Below are 18,461 nucleotides of genomic sequence, written 5' to 3'. Positions count from 1 at the left end.
AAGAAAGGGGCCTTAGGGTCCCTTTTTTTTTGCTTATTTTTCCGATAGGTCTATAATTTCTAAAAAGAAAACCAACGAGGGAAACTATGACTAAGTCTGAATTAATTGAAAGACTATGCGCTGAGCAAACGCATCTTTCTGCAAAAGAAATTGAAGACGCTGTAAAAGACATTTTAGAGCACATGGCTTCAACATTGGAAAGTGGTGATCGAATCGAAATTCGTGGTTTTGGTAGCTTTTCGCTACACTACCGTGAGCCTCGCGTTGGCCGTAATCCAAAAACCGGTGATAAAGTTGAGTTAGACGGCAAATACGTTCCTCACTTCAAACCTGGTAAAGAGCTACGCGAACGAGTAAATACAGGAATGTAGATTACTTATCGGAATTTTAAAAAGCGGCATACTACAATGTATGCCGCTTTTTTATGACCATAATATGGTGGTCTGATAAGTAATTTTCCTGCATAATCGTACTGCTAATTAACCAATGAGTGATGAATATGAAAATTATAAAAATAGTCGCTGTTATTGCACTTTTCCTAATTGCACTGGCTTTAGGCTCTCAAAACCAAACTATCGTGAATTTCAATTACCTGCTTGCCCAAGGTGACTTCCACCTATCAACATTACTTGGTGTAGTGTTTGTATCGGGTTTTGTTCTAGCATGGATTGTGTTTGGTAGCATGCACATGAAATCTCAGCTACAGATCCACCGTTTAAAGAAAAAGCTAAACAAGCAATCAAAGCAAGTCGCTGTAGAATCAAAAGCTTGATAGCTGAGAAAGGCTAATACTTAATGTTAGAGTTACTGTTCTTACTGTTACCCATTGCCGCCGCTTACGGCTGGTACATGGGTAATCGTAATGCTCAGCAAGAAAAGCAAAAGCAATCTCATCAGATATCTCGTCAGTATGTGACAGGTCTGAACCTACTTTTGTCAGATCAGTCGGATAAAGCGGTTGACCACTTTATTGAACTGCTTCAAGTTGATAACGAAACGATTGATACACATCTCGCGTTAGGCAATCTGTTTCGTTCTCGAGGCGAAGTGGATCGCGCTATTCGTATCCACCAAAATCTTATCTCTCGTTCTGGTCTTACAATCGACCAAAAAAATCTCGCACTTCAGCAACTCGCAAAAGACTATATGGTATCGGGCTTTTTAGACCGAGCAGAAAAAATCTTTGAGCAACTCGTCGATGAGCCAGACCATAAAGAGAGTGCACTTCAACAACTGGTTTCTATCTATCAACAAACCCGCGAATGGAACAAAGCCATTCAACACGGTAATGTGCTAATCAAAATCAGCAGCAAGAAGCTTAAGATGCGTGCAACAGTTGCTCATTTTTGGTGTGAGCTAGCAATGCAAGAGCAAGCGGAAGGCAATCAATCCAAAGCGATACAACATTTTAAGAAAGCACTCACTGAAGACCCGAAATGCGTCAGAGCCAGTATTGCGCTGTCGAAAATTCATCTCGCAAGCGAAGAGTACAATAAAGCAATAGAGTACCTTGAGTCTGTTATTGACCAGGATATCGACTTTATCAGCGAAGTATTACCAACTTTAGCTGACTGTTATCACCACTTGGGACAGGAAGCTCAGCTTGTCGAATTCCTTAAAGTTTGTATACAGAAAAAAGCAGGCGTGTCTGCGGAGTTAATGTTGGCACAGTTAGTTGCACAACATGAAGATATCGGCTCAGCACAAGAGCTTTTGACCAAACAACTTCTTAAAAACCCAACGATGAAGGGCTTCCATCGATTGATTGATTATCATATTGCAGAAGCAGAAGAGGGCCGGGCTAAAAATAGCTTGACCACTTTACAGTCTATGGTTGGTGAACAACTAAAAATGAAGCCTCATTATCGTTGTAGGAAGTGTGGCTTTTCTACCCACTCTCTATATTGGCATTGCCCTTCGTGTAAGGGATGGGGGACGATCAAGCCGATCCGTGGCCTTGATGGTGAGTAAATTAATGGTCAATGTTAGACCAAATTATATAGTGCAGCTTTCGGGCTGCATTTTTACGAGAAAAATTTAAAACAATAAACTGCGTTAGGAGATGAAATGAACGATCAAAAAATCATTGTAGCCCTGGATTACGACAACCAAGCTGATGCTTTGGCCTTCGTCGACCGAATTGATCCGGCATCTTGTTGCCTAAAAGTAGGTAAAGAGATGTTTACTCTATTTGGACCAGAGTTTGTACGTGAGCTGCACAAGCGCGGTTTTTCGGTTTTCTTAGATTTGAAATTCCACGACATTCCAAACACATGTTCTAAGGCTGTACGAGCAGCTGCGGAAATGGGAGTTTGGATGGTGAACGTTCATGCTGGTGGTGGCGAGCGAATGATGACGGCATCACGCGAGATCCTTGAGCCCTATGGTAAAGACCGTCCATTGCTGATTGGAGTCACTGTACTGACAAGCATGGAACAGCAAGATCTAGCGGGTATTGGTCTTGATATTGAGCCTCAGATGCAGGTTAGGCGACTGGCTAACTTAACTAAAAATGCAGGTTTAGACGGCGTTGTTTGTTCTGCACAAGAAGCGTCTTTACTGAAGAGTGAATTAGGTCAGGAGTTTAAACTCGTTACTCCTGGTATTCGTCCTGTAGGCGCAGAAGTTGGTGATCAAAAACGTATTATGACGCCGACTAAAGCAATTCAATCAGGTTCTGACTACTTAGTTATTGGTCGTCCAATCACACAAGCTGCTGATCCTGCTGAAGTGTTAAAGAACATTAATAATGAATTGTTACATTTGAAGAACAACTAATTATTTTGTAGGTACACAGTTTTCTTGTTTAATTAAATTAGCAAACGTTTAAACTGTGTACCTGTTAGTAGTAATCACTAAAAAACTCCAATCTATAAATCTCCTTTTAAAATATATAGTTATTAGCACTCCCCTTCTATTTTATATTCACTTAGCCTCATTGTTGAACAAGTAAACCGGCACATATTTGGGTTTTACACAACTATTTTCTTAAATTAACTATAATAATATGATTTGAGTCGATTATTTTTAACGTTAATTGGATGTCACTGTTCAATTCAATATTCTTATGGATTAGAGTTTACGGAACTGAAATCTCATCGGATCAGTGTATGAGTTGGTAAAGACTTACAAGATGCGGTTTAAATGTAAAAAATTGGTACGGAGTATTTCCAATTGTTAACTTATATATTGAGGCGTTTTTTACTTATTATTCCAACATTTATAGGAATAACAATCTTAATATTTGCCATCACTCGATTCGTCCCAGGTGGTCCGGTGGAAAGAATGTTGTCAAAGATGCATTCAGGAACAGACAGTGCGGCGGTCAGTGTTGCGGGTAATAATTCATCATTATCAGATGACCAGATTGCAGAACTCAATGCGTTCTATGGATTAGACAAGCCTATATTAGAGTCTTATGTTGATTGGCTATCTAAGATAGTCGTATTAGATTTTGGTGAATCAACTCGATATTACGAACCTGTGAGTGACATGATTGCTGAACGTTTACCAATCTCGTTGTTTTATGGAGGCATGACATTCTTTATTAGTTACTTTATATCAATTCCGCTTGGCTATTATAAAGCGATCAAACATGGCTCAGTATTTGATTCTACGTCTTCGATTTTAATATTTATTGGTTACGCTTTACCCGGGTATGTTGTTGGCGTTTTTCTAATTACACTGTTCGCCTATAACCTTGATTGGTTTCCAATGGGAGGATTCGTCGGGGACGATTTTGAGGACTATGAAAGTTGGCTAGATCAAGTTAAAGACATCATGTGGCATGCTGTACTACCGCTTATTTGTTATTTGATTGGTGACTTTGCAACTCTCACGATGACAATGAAAAATAACCTTATGGAAAATCTATCTGCTGACTATATTAGAACAGCTATAGCGAAGGGTTTACCATTCAAGCAAGCGGTTAAAAAACATGCATTACAAAACAGCTTAATTCCGATAGCGAGTCATTTTGGTAACTCATTGTTGTTCTTTATGTCAGGCTCTTTCTTGATTGAAGTTATTTTTAATATCGATGGTATCGGTTTGCTAGGCTACGAATCCATAATGGAACGTGATTATCCTGTTGTAATGGGTATCGTCGCTATAAATGCTGCGATGTTAATGATTGGCAATATTGTATCTGATCTTTGTGTTGCCGTAGTCGACCCAAGAGTGAGGTTTGGAGCATGATTAGGCTAACCCCACTGACACAGAAAAAAATTAAACATTTTAAAGAGATAAAGCGTGGTTATTGGTCTCTATTGATTTTGAGTTTACTACTTGTTTTTTCTATCTTCGCTGAGTTTTTTATTAACAGCAAAGCACTATTCGTTCACTACAAAGGTGAGTGGTCGTTCCCGGTTGTTTCAGATGTACGACTAGGGACAGATTTCGGGTTGAGTTATACGAGTGAGGTAAATTATAGAGATCTAAAACAGGTTTTTGCGGATGAAGGAGAGGGTAACTTTGTCATCATGCCTATCGTACCTTGGAACCCATATGAGCAGGACTTTTCTGGGGACTTCCCACCATTAGCTCCAAGTATTGATAGCCAACATTATTTAGGTACTGACGCGATAGGGCGAGATATTCTGGCGCGTTTAGTTTATGGCTTTCGTATAGCGATGGGATTTGCCTTGATGACCATGGCTATCTCTTATGCGATTGGTACTGTGGTAGGTTGTTGTATGGGCTTCTTTGGTGGCAAGTTTGATTTGTTTGTTCAAAGACTTATAGAGATTTGGTCAATGATACCGTTTCTGTACGTAATTATGATTTTAGTCTCGATAACCCAGCCAACGTTTACCTTGTTTGTCGCAATTAATGTTTTGTTCGGCTGGATGGGCATCACTTGGTATATGAGAACAATGACTTATAAAGAGTCTGCTCGTGAATATGTGATGGCAGCACGAGCACTAGGCGCTTCTACAACACGTATTCTAGTGCATCATATCTTACCCAATACTATGGTTATGATAGTGACTTTAGCGCCATTTACGATTGCCGCTAACATTACCGCATTAACGGCGCTTGACTACCTGGGGCTTGGCTTAATGCCACCTACACCGAGTTGGGGAGAATTGCTACAGCAGGGGAAATCAAACTTAGACGCCCCTTGGATTGTGACTTCAGTTGTTGGGGCCATCGTTGCGGTTCTGGTCATGGTGACATTTATAGGTGAAGCGATACGCTCGGCATTTGACCCCAAAAAGTTCACGCGCTACGTATAAGCATAATTCAGATATTTACAGGAAGTATCCAATTAACAGGATGTAATTATGAATAGAACAGTCTCAATATGTATTTCGACTTTGATGGCGGCTTTATCAACGTCGGCTCTATCACAAACCACTTCTCTGCCACAGGGTTTGGAGTGGTTGTCCAATAACAACGAACCACTTTTCGCCTCACAAGACGCGATACGTGGCGGCACCTTACGTACATTCATGGCCAGTTTCCCCCAAACTTTGCGCAGTGTTGGACCTGACGCAAATTCAGGGTTACGTCATTACTTTATGGACGGCGTGCCAAAGCTCGCCCAGAGACACCCAAATACGGGCAAGTGGATCCCGCAGTTGGCGACTGATTGGGCATTTTCTGAAGATAACAAAACGGTCTATTTTAAACTTGACCCTAATGCTACATGGTCTGATGGAGAGAAAATAACGGCAGACGACTATCTTTTCATGCTTACTTATTATCGCTCTAAAGATATCGTCGACCCTTGGTACAACGATTTTTTCTCAACATCCATTGTTGATGTGATCAAAGTAGATGAATATACCATTGCCGTAGAAACCGCTGTAGAGCAGAGCCAAGACGCTCTAATGGTGTTGATCAACATGCCAAGTAATGGATTTCAACCAAGACCACAACACTACTTTGCGGGTGAAAAAGATACAAACAATGACGGTATGGTCGACAATTTTGTTCGCAAATATAACTTCAAGAGCGAACCAACAGCGGGACCGTATTACCTAGATAAAGTTAAAAAAGGTAAGAGCGTTACCTTCAAACACGTCGGCGAAAAGTGGTGGGGCTACTCAAATCGTTATTATCAGAATCGCTACAATGTCGATAAGGTGCGTATTACGGTTATTCGTGATTTTGATATCGCTCTGAAGCATTTTGAAAAAGGTAAATTAGATTATTTTGACTTAGTCCTCCCAGAGTATTGGCATGGAAAATCTGATTCACAAGCTTTTAAAGACGGTTATATTCAAAAGTTTTGGGGATTCAATCAAGTGCCGCAAGGAGCCGGTGGCTTGTGGATCAACACTGCGCAGCCATTACTTGATGACATTAATGTTCGCAAGGGCATTATGCATGCTACCGATTATGATGGAATGATTAAAAATATCATGCGCGGTGACTACTCTCGTAAACCACACGGGCTGGGATTCGGGCATGGGCAATACGATAAGCCGACTAATAAAGCGCCTGAGTTTGACCCTCAGTTAGCGGCTGAGCACTTTGCAAAAGCGGGCTTTGATACCCTAGGTCCTGATGGTATCCGTATTAATAAACAGGGGCAGAGACTTTCATTTGCCATCACTTATGGGTACAACGCATGGACACCAAGAATTGCCTTTCTTCGAGAGCAAGCCAAGTTAGCAGGTCTGGACTTTACGCTTAATTTGGTCGATGGATCATCGGCGTTTAAATACATCCTAGAGAAAAAACATCAATTGGCTTTCCAAAATATGGGCTCGGGTGAAATCCCGTCTTACTGGGAGTATTTACACTCAGACAATGCCAACAAACCGCAGACCAATGCACATACTAACTACAGCAGCCCTGAGTTGGATAAATTGATAGAAGCTTATGATGCTGAGTTCGACCAAGACAAACGTTATCAACTCTCTCATCAGATCCAAGATTACGTTACGCAAGCAAATATCATTGTTCCGGGTTATATGGTGCCGTACTCACGCGCTGCGCATTGGCGTTGGGTCCAATATCCGGAAAATCCAATGACTAAGCAGACAGAGTCTATATTCCACCCAATGGATATTGGTAGCTTCTGGATTGATCCTTCACTGAAGAAAGAGACGCAAGCGTCGATGAAGTCAGATAAAACCTATACTCCGGTTTCATTTGTTGATGACCGTTTTAAATTGTGACGGAAGTTTCTATGAATCAGGAATATAAACAAGCCCCCAATTGCGATGTCGTGTTGGAAGTCAAAGATCTAGAAGTCACTTTCGATACTGACTCAGGAGTGGTACAGGTACTTCATGGTGTTAGCTTTAAAGTAAAAAAAGGCAAAACTCTAGGCCTGGTTGGGGAGTCTGGTTGTGGTAAAAGTGTTACATCGATGTCGATTATGGGACTGCTTCCTAAGCCTTATGGTCAGGTTGTTGGTGGAGAGATCCTTTATAACAATCAGAACCTCGTCACCTTACCACCAGACTCTATGTATGAAATGCGTGGTAACTCGATCTCTATTATTTTTCAAGATCCTATGACGGCACTGAATCCGGTACATAGTATCGGTAAACAGCTAATGGAGGTGTTGTCACTTCATCGGCCTGAGTTGAAAAAAGCGGATAGACGAGAATATGCGATCAAGATGTTGGAAAAGGTCAAGATTCCAATGCCGGAGAAACGTATTGATGAATACCCTCATAACCTATCTGGAGGTATGAGACAGCGCGTAATGATAGCCATGGCTCTCGCATGTAAGCCAGACGTGTTGATTTGTGATGAACCAACTACCGCTTTAGACGTAACGGTTCAAGCCTCTATTTTGGAGTTGATGAGAGAGCTGCAACAAGAAACTGGCATGGCAATGCTGTTTATAACTCACGATTTAGGTGTTGTTGCAGAGGTATGTGATGACGTGGCAGTCATGTACGGTGGACGAATTGTTGAGTATGCAGATGTATTCGACCTGTTTGACTACCCGAAACACCCTTATACAAAGCGCTTGCTGGGCTTGATGCCAAGCTTAGATCATCCACCCAAACAACAAATAGAGATCAAACCTATTGATGCTTCGTTGTTCCCAGAGTTTAAGGGGTAGCTAAATGTCAGAAGTATTACGAATTGAGAATCTCACGCAGCACTTTATCTCCGGAAAAAGGCTGTTCTCAAAAGGTTATGTGATCAAAGCTGTAGATGGTGTCTCTTTTTCTTTGCACCAAGGGCAAACTTTGGGACTGGTTGGGGAATCTGGGTGCGGAAAAAGTACATTGGGACGAACAATATTAAAATTGTTTGAGCCAACATCCGGGCGCATTTTTTTTGAAGGGAAGGATATCACGCGTTGGAACACCAAACAGATGAGATCACTTCGTAAAGAGATGCAGATTGTCTTTCAAGATCCAATGGAGTCGCTTAATCAACGGCATACGATAGGGATGATTTTGGAGGAGCCCTATATTATCCATAATGTAGGTACTCACAACGAGCGTAAGCAGTGGGTATTAGAATTGTTGGATAAAGTCGGATTAGCCAGAGAATCGGTCGACCGTTACCCTCATGAGTTTTCTGGCGGGCAGCGTCAACGTATCGGAATCGCTAGGGCGATCGCATTAAAACCAAAGTTACTTATTTGTGATGAGTCTGTCTCAGCACTCGATGTGTCGGTTCAAGCACAAATTATTAATTTGCTTTTGAGCTTACAAAAAGAGATGAACCTTGCAATTATCTTTATTTCCCATGATCTCTCTGTGGTTAAACAGGTATCTGATGAAGTTGCTGTTATGTATTTCGGAAAAATTGTGGAATATGGTTCTGCTATCGAACTGTATAGCAATCCTAAAAATGAGTATACGAAGAAACTACTGTCAGCCATACCAATAACACACCCTAGTCGCAGGAAGCGCATAAAGGGAAAATAGCATTAATACAATTCTGTACAAAATAATACAAAGAAAATTTGTAATTCAATTGTAAAGTAATTTGGCAGCAAGATTTCTGTTGCTAAAAAGTCTATCGATATTTAGTGATAAATATTGAGGTATTTATTCACCTAAAATTTGATGGATTATTTTAAAAAGTTCAATGATTGAACTTAACATTCATGGAAGTTAAAAAGCATGCATAACACAATTAAGTGGAAGGTGAAGCCGATCGCAATATTGTTAGGCACAATGTTTACTTTATCTGTTTACGCAGAAGAAGTTAATAGTGTTGATAATATTAACGATAAAGCTGAATCAACACAAAATGAAAACGATGCATCTTGTATAACTTGTAATATTAGCGGCTCCGTTACCGCTGGTTATTCAACGAATATATACAACAAAGATGACTATCGTGCAGCACGAAGCTTTTCATGGGATGGCACACTGAAATATACACTCTCCGAAAACACAAAAGCATATATATCTTCAGGTGGATATCGAGCACTAGACGATGAAGTAGGGACCTACGCTACGGATTCGGTAATAGGGCTAAGCCATTCGAAGTTATATGAGTTTGGGGAAAGTGGAAAGATAGGTGCAAGTGGGCAATTTACTATTCCCACCTCTGAAGCGTCGCGTAAGGATAAATTACAAACTGCATTCAGAATAGCTATTCCAGTCAGCTTCGAACATTGGGGAGTGAGTTTCAATATATCACCTCGCCTGAGAAAGAATTTTCATCGATATGAAACTTATGGTGGGAAGTCTCTGACTGAATGGACGTACTCACTATTTACGGGTGCGAGTTATAGCTGGGAACAATTAACTTTGGGAGTTGACGCCTTAGGCGGAAATACCATCAGTTACCAAGGGACTAGACGTGACTCGGTTGATTATGGAGGTTCTATCTATGGAGCGTATGACTTTAACGACAATTGGTCATTTACGCTTACAGCCGCAACGTCAGGCGCATATGCAGATGCAGAGCGAGGTACTTTGGGCAATATCGATCTATTCGATGCAGACAAAGCCTCTTACACAGCAGATATAACATTCTCCTTCTAAGGAAAGAAAAATAATAAAAGGATTCAATATGGACTTTAAAAAAATTGCATTAAGTTCCGCAATCACGGCTATTTTGGCTGGGTGTGGTGCTGATGATCAAGCATACGAGCTGCAAGAGCGAGATGCCAAGGAAATAGCAGTAAAAGACCTTAAGGATGGTCGATGGTTTTATGTCCCTACGACAGGTGCCGCTCCACGATTCGCTTTAAACCAATTTCCGTTCCTACAAGGTATGGGACGCTATGTAGAGCTCTGTTTCACTAAGACTGGTTTAGAGGTTCGTGCGTTTGATAAGAATTATCCCGAGTCTTCATTACCAAAAGATGAAAACAACTACTGTACAGAGCAAGATATTGTCGGCAGTGATGATCTTGTTAACTTCGCTCAAGTGCTAGAAATTCCGGGTGATTTTGCGGCTTATCGCTGTAAGGAAGATGCGTATGACGATTGTACTAACACAGAAGAGATCAACGAAGATAAAAGTTTAGACTATCGTAAGAAAACTCACTTCACTCCGAAACCGGAAGAGTTGATTGTATCTGAGTTCAACTGGGAAGACCTTTATGGTTTAAAGGATGGAATTACCGAGCAAGGAACCGCAAAGGTCACTTCTTGGGATTTCGATCCTGAGAATGGTATTCTCAATTTTGAGTTAGAACGCACTTTCCAAATTGATTTGGAGAACCTTTCTGATTACATTAATTTTTCAACCAAATCTAGCTTAGAAGAAGCCTTAGTTGACGGTGCATTCAAAGCGCGTTTTTACTATTCACTGGTTCATGAAAGCGTTGTTGCTTCAGACAACTACCAACCTGTGATGTACCCGGTTGGCGATGAAAATGATATTGGTTTCTTTACCACACAAACGAAAAAGCTCAACCCGATCACCAACAAGTATGATCGTGACGTCGTTTATTTGAATCGATTTAACCCAGACAACGGCACCATCAAATACTATCTGACGGATAACTTCTTCGAAGAAAAAAATAAGCTCTTCTTAGATTCGACCATACAAACCATCAATAAAATGAACAAGGCGCTGTCTTTGTTTGGTAATGATGCCGGTAAACCAGCGATTGAAATCGTCAACTCAACGGCACCTGCAGGCATCCACCCAGGCGATCTGCGCTATAACATCATTAACTTGGTTGATGAGCCCCTAGCGAATGGTCTTCTTGGCTATGGCCCTTCAGTGGCTAACCCAGTGACAGGTGAAATCATTAAAGCACATGTTAACCAATATGCAGGTGTGGCCAGAACAGGTGTGCCTTATTACTGGGATAATCTAGCGCGCTTTTACAACCGAAACCAGTTGTCGATGAACGGCTTACCTGCATTGCCTACTGAAGAGGGTGCAGCGCCAGCGGTTACTGAAGTAGAAAGCCGTATTCAACAGCTATCGACCATGGCAGCAATGTCGAAGCTACCTCAAGTTGATGATGTTGCGCCAGCTTTAACAAAAGAAGAACTCACCGGTGACCGAACTCCGTCACAAGGGCCGACCATTCTTACTAAGAACTTCAGTGACAATATGGACTTTGAAGATGTCGTAGCCGCTGAAGAGAATCGTTTGGCATTCTGGTCTGAAAATAATGTATACCCAATTGAAGCATCTTGGGTCTCTTCAACGAGCAAAGCGATGCTTGATAATCTTAAGTTCGATGATGATCGTTATTTCAACATTAAAGTAGATGATAATGGTATAGAAACGTCACGCGAACTTAGACGCTGGAAATACTTACCAAAAGATCTTCAACAAGAAGCTGCTGATGCAATAACTGTTGCGACTTACAGCAATACACTTGTTCATGAACTAGGTCATAACGTTGGCCTACGTCATAACTTTAAGGGTTCTAACGACAAGGAAAATTACTACACCTTGGAACAGGCTCACGCCCTTGGGTTAAATAACATTCCAGCATATAGCTCTACGATGGACTACGCCCCAAGTATGTTGGATGAAACGCCAACATGGGGTCTATATGATATTGCCGCGTTCAAATTTGGCTATGGGCGTAAAGTGGAGACCATTCAAGATTCTTCATCTCCAATGCCTGCAGCGGTTGCAAACCCAGGTGACGAAGGCACTGATGAAGAGAAAGCCGCTTATCAACAATACCTAACTGAACTACAGGCGTATCAGCAAAGCTTTGCCAACCGTTTTGGCAACAATGTGGATAATGACTCATTGATGGTGTGTAGTGAAATTATGACGTTATCAGGTGATCAAGCCGGTAAGTCTCTTTACAACTGTGACTTTAGCCGCTTCGATATTGCTGCGTTAAGTGATGATCCTGAAGATTATGAAAAAACTCGATATGGCGTACTTTATTACTTAGATAATGTTCATAATATCGAGCGTAAGAGCTACGGCTTCTGTACCGATGGTAACGTCTCTCTTAACAGTGACTGTAACCGTTTTGATGAAGGTACTAGCCTTAATGAGATCGTAGCATACGAGTGGCAGAGCTACTTAGATAGCTATGACCGTCGTAACCTTGCAGAATACAGCACCAACGGTTTATTCACGTCGGATTATTCAAGTTACATTATCCGTCGCTATCGCGAAATGACATCAATTCGTGACAAGATGGAAGATCTAGAACGCATTGATGATCTATACAATAACTTGGGTTTAACCTCTTCTACGGATAAGCCGGGCGACTTCTTAATGCGAATAGCTTCCAATGATACCTACTGTAAAGAACCGGGTGCCGAAGGAAACTATTGGTTCTGCGATTATGCCGATGGCGGGATGAAAGCAGCAGCTTACTTTTTGGATGTATTAGCAACTCCAGAGCATCAATGTGTTATTGAAAACAAAACCGGTGCGCAAAAAGTCATCTCATTTGGTCAGCTACTTAACAATAATTCTCACTTATTGCCTGCCAATTTCGATCTGATTGACGCGAGCTGTTTTGATGAAAAAACGGCTGAGTTTATCGAAGATTCGAATAAAGGTTATTCAGCCGTAGCCGAAACCAAACACGGCCGCTTCTTGAACTCTATTGGTAGCTTTAATCCGGATTACCCTTGGTCTAATGCGGTTTCAGTACTTGGTAGTTGGCCTGATAAAGCGCTTGCAAGTTACTTCTTGGCGCGTCGTTTCTCAACTCGAGATACTGACGAAGTGAGTTTTGCTTCGCTATTAGACCTTCCTGGTGTACAGGAGCAGTATGAGAATATCATTTCTAACATTATTTCTAACGAAGGCTTAAACACACCTGTCGCATTAGTCGATGCCAAAGGTGATGCTTATAACAATCTGAAAGGCGTTGAAGTGCAATTGCATGTAACCGAGCGAATGGAGTCATTGTCACCATTACCGCGAGGCATTGAGGAGTTCTTTGATATATCAAGCAGAAGCAGACAACGTATTGGTGATTTGATACTTAATATGGGTGTTAGCCAAATGCAGTCTGATGATTATACGGTGAAGTCTCTTGGAAAAGCACAGTTAGATGTGTTCACTAAGCAGCAGGATCGTTATGGTTTGATTGCCGGGGATAAAGTTGAATTTGTTATTGATGGCGAAACTTATGTGGCGACTAAGTCGAACAAATTGGCTTATCAATACGCGAGTCAACTTGTAACAACAGATGGTTATGCGTTGAAAGTATACCTTGATGGCTATGACCGCGTTGAATTAGCGAAAGTCGCGAATAACATTGACACGGCTTGGGGAAGTTTTAGAACGGATCTACCAGCTTCTTATCACAGCCCAGTTCTGTTGTTGGATGCTCCATTGATTCACTCTATGAAAGTAACGATTGATGCAGACTTGGCGTCAAATGTGGATACTTTCGAGAGATCGTTCAATAACTTCCTTAACGCAAACATCAGTTCAGGTGATCTTGTTTATGATTCGGAGGCTGGAACTGTTCAGTATAAAGGTGGAACTGTACACGACGTAGTAAAAGTATACGGTACTTATGTTGACGCTATGTTGCTGATTATAAATAACTTTAATGATTCAATGATGTTCGCTGTAGACAACGTTCACGCGGGATATGTTGCGGCATCTGATGCTGATAAAGAGCTATGGCTGAAAGATGTTGATCTTATTAAAGCTTATGTTGATGGTGATATTAGTAGTGTTGCGGGTAAGTACTATGAATTACTCGATAGGTTACCAGATGTAGCTGATATCAAAGCTAGGAAAAAAGGAACTCTATAGAGAATCGTTAACAAAAGGCTCGCATCTGCGAGCCTTTTCTATATCAGCCAGTTAGGGACACTATGCAGCGATAGCTGGAGCACCACTATGGAATTTAAAGTCGCTGTCTTCTGATGTAATGAGATCGGCTTCGACACGTGCGAAATGAGCCACACGCTCGGAAATATCCTTACCTGCAATTTGTTCTGCAAGTTCTAGATAATCTTGATAGTGACGAGCCTCTGAGCGAAGTAGAGAAACATAGAACTTTTCCATATCTTCTTCTAGGTAAGGCGCAAGCTTGGCGAATCGTTCACACGAACGCGCTTCAATAAACGCACCGATAATCAACTTATCGACCAACGCATCGGGCTCATAGGTTTTCACATGCTTAATTAACCCTTTGGCATAACGGCCAGCTTCGATCGGTTGATATGTGACGCCTTTCTTCTCCATGAGCTCCATCACTTGATAAAAGTGGTGCAGTTCCTCCTTGATAAGTAGTACCATTTTGTCGATAAGATCGTCGCCATAAACACACCCTTCTTTAGCTGTGATCTGCTTTGATGCATTACTCTTACCACGCAGCGATTCCAAATCTCCCTTACGACGATAAGCAAACTCTTCATATGGTTTAATCCACTCATTTAGCTGGATAGCACTCTCTTTATCAACCGCATACTTACGAATCAGAAATAGGGCACTCTGAGCGGCTTTCAGCTCACACAGCATGTGATCACGCAAAATGATATGCAGGTTTTCTGGTTTCTTGGCTTCATCAATCCAAGAGTCTGGCGTTTCGGCTTTTAGAAAGGAATGAATAGGAGCTAATAGTTCTTGATACATGCTAGAGCTTGAGTAGTTTTGGAAAAACGAGATATTACCACAGGAACATTAAGGTTAGGAGAGGCTTTCTTGGTGTAAAAAAGGCCGCGGTGAAGCAGCCTTAGGGGAAGCAGTATTAGATGAGATGGATTACCACTTCTTCTTTTGTCCAAATAGCGCATCCATATCGTCTTCGCGTTCTTTGGACTCCATCTGTTGAAGTTCTTGAGCGTTGCGATCTTGGCGTTTCTGATCAAGTTCATTCAGCATCTCTTGTAACTTCTCACGAGCCTGATTTGAATATGGGTCATTTTTCGTGGTCAGTGCGTCGATACCTTTGCGCAGCAGTTGAATTGCTGTACCAGGTTGGCCGCGAGCAATGGAGTCGTTAGCACGTTTAATGACGTTTTCGATGTTGATGCGAATTTGAATTGTTTCGAGGCGAGCATTCTCTGCGACGTACGCTTGAGTTTCAAAACGCCCCTTGTTGTGTTCGCTGCGAATTGTGTCGCGTAGACGCTTGACTAATTTAAGCATCATGATGGCTTGCTTGTCGCTGCTTGGGACGCGGAAAGCGGTACTTTCACCACCCTGATAGTTCTCTTTAAGCTGAGTGATCTGCTGTTTCACGCTCTCGATGCGTTGGGCTAGTTGCTTGTTTTTAGGATCCAACTCATACATGTTTTCAAGCGAATCTAGGATGCGTGTGTTTAAGCACACTAATAGGTCTTGGCTAAACGGCATGTGATGCGCGTTACCAATCAGTTCTTCCGTTCCATCGATAATGGTTAAATAACGAGAAGATTCCTGTTTCTTCGCTGTTTCGACCTTAACTTTGTACTGAAGCATGATGTTGTAGCCCAATACCAACACCAAAAGAATGGCTACTAAGGCAATAATTAAACCAATATTCATATAATTGCGTCTGCTTGTTGTGTTCTATCGCTAACTTCAGAGGATACACGATTCCATAGAGCATCTACACCCGTAAATCGCTTATCTGCCTTGTAAATTTTGATTTTTCATTATCTCCTGTTCATGTTGTTAGGTAATCAAAAAGTGAAAAGTAATTACCGAGAATGAGGGGTTGATTACAAACGAGTGACGACCGTTTCATATCGAACTCGATAAAAACTCAATTTTTCTATCATTTTCTTCAGTAAGGCGTTATAACTATTAATTATATTCACTAAGTTTAACTCGCTTACTTTCTTAATAAGTTAGCACCGAAATGAGTAAAGGATTACGAGGTCACCGATGAAGTTACAACAACTGAAGTACATTGTTGAAGTAGTCAACCACAACCTGAATGTCTCTGCGACAGCCGAGAGCCTCTATACGTCTCAACCGGGTATCAGTAAGCAAGTTCGTCTGTTAGAAGATGAGTTAGGTATCCAGATTTTTGAGCGTAGCGGTAAACACTTGACCCAAGTTACGCAAGCGGGTGAAGACATTGTTCGAATCTCGCAGGAAATCCTTGCTCGCGTAGAGAGTATCAAAGCGGTGGCGGGTGAACACACTCATCCTGAGATGGGGACATTGAATATCTCTACGACTCATACACAAGCCCGCTATGCGTTGCCTGATGTGATTAAAGGTTTTACCGCTCGTTATCCAAAAGTATCGCTTCATATGCACCAAGGTACACCAAGCCAGATGTCAGAAGCGGTAGCTAAAGGTACGGCGAACTTCGCAATTGCAACTGAAGCGCTTCATCTCTATCAAGATGCCATTATGTTGCCGTGCTATCACTGGAATCGTTCAATTGTGGTGACGAAAGACCATCCGTTGGCACAAAAGCAGAAGGTAACCATCGAAGACTTAGCGGCATACTCGCTGGTGACTTATGTATTTGGTTTTACTGGGCGTTCAGAGCTTGATACTGCGTTTAATAAGGTGGGTTTAACACCACGTGTTGTATTTACTGCAACCGATGCCGACGTGATTAAGACTTATGTGCGCATGGGGATTGGTGTTGGTGTCATCGCGAGCATGGCGATTGATGCAGAGCAGGACAAAGACCTAGTCGCGATCGATGCGAGCCATCTATTTGGAGCGAGTACAACCAGTATTGGCTTCCGCCGCGGTACTTTTTTACGCTCTTACATGTTTGACTTCATGGAGCGTTTTGCACCGCACTTAACACGCCCTGTCGTTGAACAAGCGATTTCATTGAAGTCAAATGAAGAAATTGAAGAGATGTTTAAAGACATCGAGCTTCCGGTAAGATAGATACTATGTTGTTCAGGCCTGCTTTTGAGTAGGCCTGATTACTATCAGATGTCCACCAATACTTTCTATTTGCATGGCTTCCACCTACAATCCCTCCACTATAGGGGGCCGCATGCAATCCAAATTCCAAATTCTTGATTCCTTTCTTCATCAACACCAAGTTTATTGGCGATCTGAGCCGTTCCATCTTTGCCAACAAGATGAGCTTCCTTGGCGTAGCCACAATCAACCTTTATTTGCATGGCTACAATCGCTTAACCATGATCAGATCTTGGCGTTTAAAGAACAGCCAGCATCTCTAATTGAAGAGTTGAACGCATTTTTTCCTGAGTTACTTCAAATCGTTGAGACTGTGGAGTTATCGACATTGAAGAGAAAAGGGTTAGATCTCCCTAAAGGAGCAGACACTGGAATTCCAGGCCGAAAGCTTGAGCAGATCTTGTTAATGAGTGAAGCGGTATTGAATCATCACAAAGGAAAAGAGTGGCTTGAGTGGTGTTCTGGTAAGGGGTTCCTTGGTCGGATTTTGTCGCAACAATCGAAGCAACAAGTGACTAGCTTTGAATGGCAGCAATCGCTGTGTGACAGTGGCCAAGCGATTGCGGATGCGCAGCAGCTGCCGATGCAATTCGTGCAAGGAAACGCCTTCTCTGAGGACTCCGATAAGGTATTTAACCACAATCAACATGCCGTAGCGCTTCACGCTTGTGGTGATCTTCACGTTACTTTGCTCAATAAGGTGGTTAGCCACTCGCTTCCTGCAGTTACGATCTCACCGTGTTGTTACCACCTGATTCAGTCGGATCGCTATCAAGCCATGTCAAAAGTGGCACAGTCTTCACCACTTTCTCTATCAAAATCCGACCTGCGAATACCATTGCAGGAAACCGTCACTGGCGGAGAACGTGTTAAGAGGCATCGTCAATTGGAGATGAGCTTTCGATTGGGCTTTAGCCAGTTGATTAAGCGTGAGCTTGGGGTTCTAGAGTATTTACCAGTTCCGAGTATCAAAAAATCAGAGTTGTCTCAGGGCTTTGAAGCGTTTTGCTGGTGGGCAGCGAAGCAGAAAGAACTCACTTTACCTAGTGAGCTAGATTTTGAGTTGTATGGGAGGTTAGGTGAGCAGCTTTTCTGTAATATGGAGCGACTCAGCTTGGTACAGCAAGTGTTTAGAAGACCACTGGAGATGTGGTTAACTTTGGATAGGGCGCTTTACCTAGAAGAGCAGGGCTACCAAACGTCGGTTGAACAGTTTTGCGAAAGACACATCACACCACGTAACATTCTGATTCGAGGTTGGAAGTCTGATAGGTAAAGTAGGCGCC

The 18,461-nt window shown here is 42.0% G+C and carries 15 protein-coding genes; 13 read left to right on the top strand and 2 right to left on the bottom strand.

The window, feature by feature from the left end:
• The first annotated feature begins 86 nt into the window (after positions 1 to 86).
• From ihfB to vsple_RS08905, 11 genes are all read left to right on the top strand, one after another.
• A complete protein-coding gene (gene ihfB, locus vsple_RS08955) occupies positions 87 to 371 on the top strand; it encodes an integration host factor subunit beta (RefSeq protein ID WP_032552067.1) in 285 nt (94 codons plus the stop codon).
• A 128-nt stretch (positions 372 to 499) separates the two neighbouring features.
• A complete protein-coding gene (locus vsple_RS08950; RefSeq protein WP_032552068.1) occupies positions 500 to 772 on the top strand; it encodes a LapA family protein in 273 nt (90 codons plus the stop codon).
• Between the two features lie 23 nt (positions 773 to 795).
• Positions 796 to 1,971 (top strand): lipopolysaccharide assembly protein LapB, encoded by a 1,176-nt coding sequence (gene lapB, locus vsple_RS08945; RefSeq protein ID WP_255230402.1) that lies wholly within the window; start codon positions 796 to 798, stop codon positions 1,969 to 1,971.
• A gap of 96 nt (positions 1,972 to 2,067) precedes the next feature.
• Positions 2,068 to 2,778 carry an orotidine-5'-phosphate decarboxylase gene (gene pyrF, locus vsple_RS08940; protein WP_261881791.1) on the top strand — a complete coding sequence of 237 codons (711 nt, stop codon included), beginning with the start codon at positions 2,068 to 2,070 and terminating at the stop codon, positions 2,776 to 2,778.
• Between the two features lie 396 nt (positions 2,779 to 3,174).
• Positions 3,175 to 4,197 (top strand): ABC transporter permease subunit, encoded by a 1,023-nt coding sequence (locus vsple_RS08935; protein ID WP_261881790.1) that lies wholly within the window; start codon positions 3,175 to 3,177, stop codon positions 4,195 to 4,197.
• Positions 4,194 to 5,237 carry an ABC transporter permease gene (locus vsple_RS08930; RefSeq protein ID WP_261881789.1) on the top strand — a complete coding sequence of 348 codons (1,044 nt, stop codon included), beginning with the start codon at positions 4,194 to 4,196 and terminating at the stop codon, positions 5,235 to 5,237. Before vsple_RS08935 ends, vsple_RS08930 begins: the two co-directional genes overlap by 4 nt.
• A gap of 84 nt (positions 5,238 to 5,321) precedes the next feature.
• Positions 5,322 to 7,130, top strand: coding sequence for an extracellular solute-binding protein (locus vsple_RS08925; RefSeq protein ID WP_261883159.1), 1,809 nt, complete (start codon positions 5,322 to 5,324; stop codon positions 7,128 to 7,130).
• Between the two features lie 11 nt (positions 7,131 to 7,141).
• Positions 7,142 to 8,032, top strand: coding sequence for an ABC transporter ATP-binding protein (locus vsple_RS08920; RefSeq protein WP_261881788.1), 891 nt, complete (start codon positions 7,142 to 7,144; stop codon positions 8,030 to 8,032).
• Between the two features lie 4 nt (positions 8,033 to 8,036).
• Positions 8,037 to 8,852, top strand: a complete 816-nt coding sequence (locus vsple_RS08915) for an ABC transporter ATP-binding protein (protein ID WP_261881787.1) — start codon at positions 8,037 to 8,039, stop codon at positions 8,850 to 8,852.
• Between the two features lie 198 nt (positions 8,853 to 9,050).
• Positions 9,051 to 9,923: a hypothetical protein gene (locus tag vsple_RS08910; RefSeq protein ID WP_261881786.1), complete on the top strand. Its 873-nt coding sequence runs from the start codon at positions 9,051 to 9,053 to the stop codon at positions 9,921 to 9,923.
• Between the two features lie 28 nt (positions 9,924 to 9,951).
• Entirely contained in the window at positions 9,952 to 14,100 is a 4,149-nt protein-coding gene (locus vsple_RS08905) for a M66 family metalloprotease (RefSeq protein WP_261881785.1), read from the top strand.
• Positions 14,101 to 14,160: 60 nt separating this feature from the next.
• Here vsple_RS08905 and miaE read toward each other — a convergent pair whose 3' ends face one another.
• Positions 14,161 to 14,925 (bottom strand): tRNA isopentenyl-2-thiomethyl-A-37 hydroxylase MiaE, encoded by a 765-nt coding sequence (gene miaE, locus vsple_RS08900; protein ID WP_255230410.1) that lies wholly within the window; start codon positions 14,923 to 14,925, stop codon positions 14,161 to 14,163.
• A 129-nt stretch (positions 14,926 to 15,054) separates the two neighbouring features.
• Positions 15,055 to 15,819, bottom strand: a complete 765-nt coding sequence (locus tag vsple_RS08895) for a DNA repair protein (RefSeq protein WP_150868945.1) — start codon at positions 15,817 to 15,819, stop codon at positions 15,055 to 15,057.
• Positions 15,820 to 16,161: 342 nt separating this feature from the next.
• Between vsple_RS08895 and cysB the strand changes: the two genes are divergently transcribed.
• Both cysB and vsple_RS08885 read left to right on the top strand, forming a co-directional pair.
• On the top strand, positions 16,162 to 17,136 hold the full coding sequence (gene cysB / locus vsple_RS08890) for an HTH-type transcriptional regulator CysB (RefSeq protein ID WP_255230412.1): 975 nt from the start codon (positions 16,162 to 16,164) through the stop codon (positions 17,134 to 17,136).
• Between the two features lie 112 nt (positions 17,137 to 17,248).
• A complete protein-coding gene (locus vsple_RS08885; RefSeq protein ID WP_261881784.1) occupies positions 17,249 to 18,451 on the top strand; it encodes an SAM-dependent methyltransferase in 1,203 nt (400 codons plus the stop codon).
• Positions 18,452 to 18,461 lie beyond the last annotated feature (10 nt).

The sequence above is a fragment of the Vibrio pelagius genome (genome assembly GCF_024347575.1).
Classification (GTDB): Bacteria; Pseudomonadota; Gammaproteobacteria; order Enterobacterales; family Vibrionaceae; genus Vibrio; species Vibrio pelagius.
The sequence above is the reverse complement of the archived record's forward strand: the minus strand, read 5'-3'. Positions and strand labels throughout refer to the sequence as shown.

Coding starts and splice junctions, on each gene's coding strand:
- ihfB (WP_032552067.1), top strand. CDS start 87: ATGACTAAGTCTGAATTAATTGAAAGACTATGCGCTGAGCAAACGCAT.
- vsple_RS08950 (WP_032552068.1), top strand. CDS start 500: ATGAAAATTATAAAAATAGTCGCTGTTATTGCACTTTTCCTAATTGCA.
- lapB (WP_255230402.1), top strand. CDS start 796: ATGTTAGAGTTACTGTTCTTACTGTTACCCATTGCCGCCGCTTACGGC.
- pyrF (WP_261881791.1), top strand. CDS start 2,068: ATGAACGATCAAAAAATCATTGTAGCCCTGGATTACGACAACCAAGCT.
- vsple_RS08930 (WP_261881789.1), top strand. CDS start 4,194: ATGATTAGGCTAACCCCACTGACACAGAAAAAAATTAAACATTTTAAA.
- vsple_RS08925 (WP_261883159.1), top strand. CDS start 5,322: ATGGCGGCTTTATCAACGTCGGCTCTATCACAAACCACTTCTCTGCCA.
- vsple_RS08920 (WP_261881788.1), top strand. CDS start 7,142: ATGAATCAGGAATATAAACAAGCCCCCAATTGCGATGTCGTGTTGGAA.
- vsple_RS08915 (WP_261881787.1), top strand. CDS start 8,037: ATGTCAGAAGTATTACGAATTGAGAATCTCACGCAGCACTTTATCTCC.
- vsple_RS08910 (WP_261881786.1), top strand. CDS start 9,051: ATGCATAACACAATTAAGTGGAAGGTGAAGCCGATCGCAATATTGTTA.
- vsple_RS08905 (WP_261881785.1), top strand. CDS start 9,952: ATGGACTTTAAAAAAATTGCATTAAGTTCCGCAATCACGGCTATTTTG.
- miaE (WP_255230410.1), bottom strand. CDS start 14,925: ATGTATCAAGAACTATTAGCTCCTATTCATTCCTTTCTAAAAGCCGAA.
- vsple_RS08895 (WP_150868945.1), bottom strand. CDS start 15,819: ATGAATATTGGTTTAATTATTGCCTTAGTAGCCATTCTTTTGGTGTTG.
- cysB (WP_255230412.1), top strand. CDS start 16,162: ATGAAGTTACAACAACTGAAGTACATTGTTGAAGTAGTCAACCACAAC.
- vsple_RS08885 (WP_261881784.1), top strand. CDS start 17,249: ATGCAATCCAAATTCCAAATTCTTGATTCCTTTCTTCATCAACACCAA.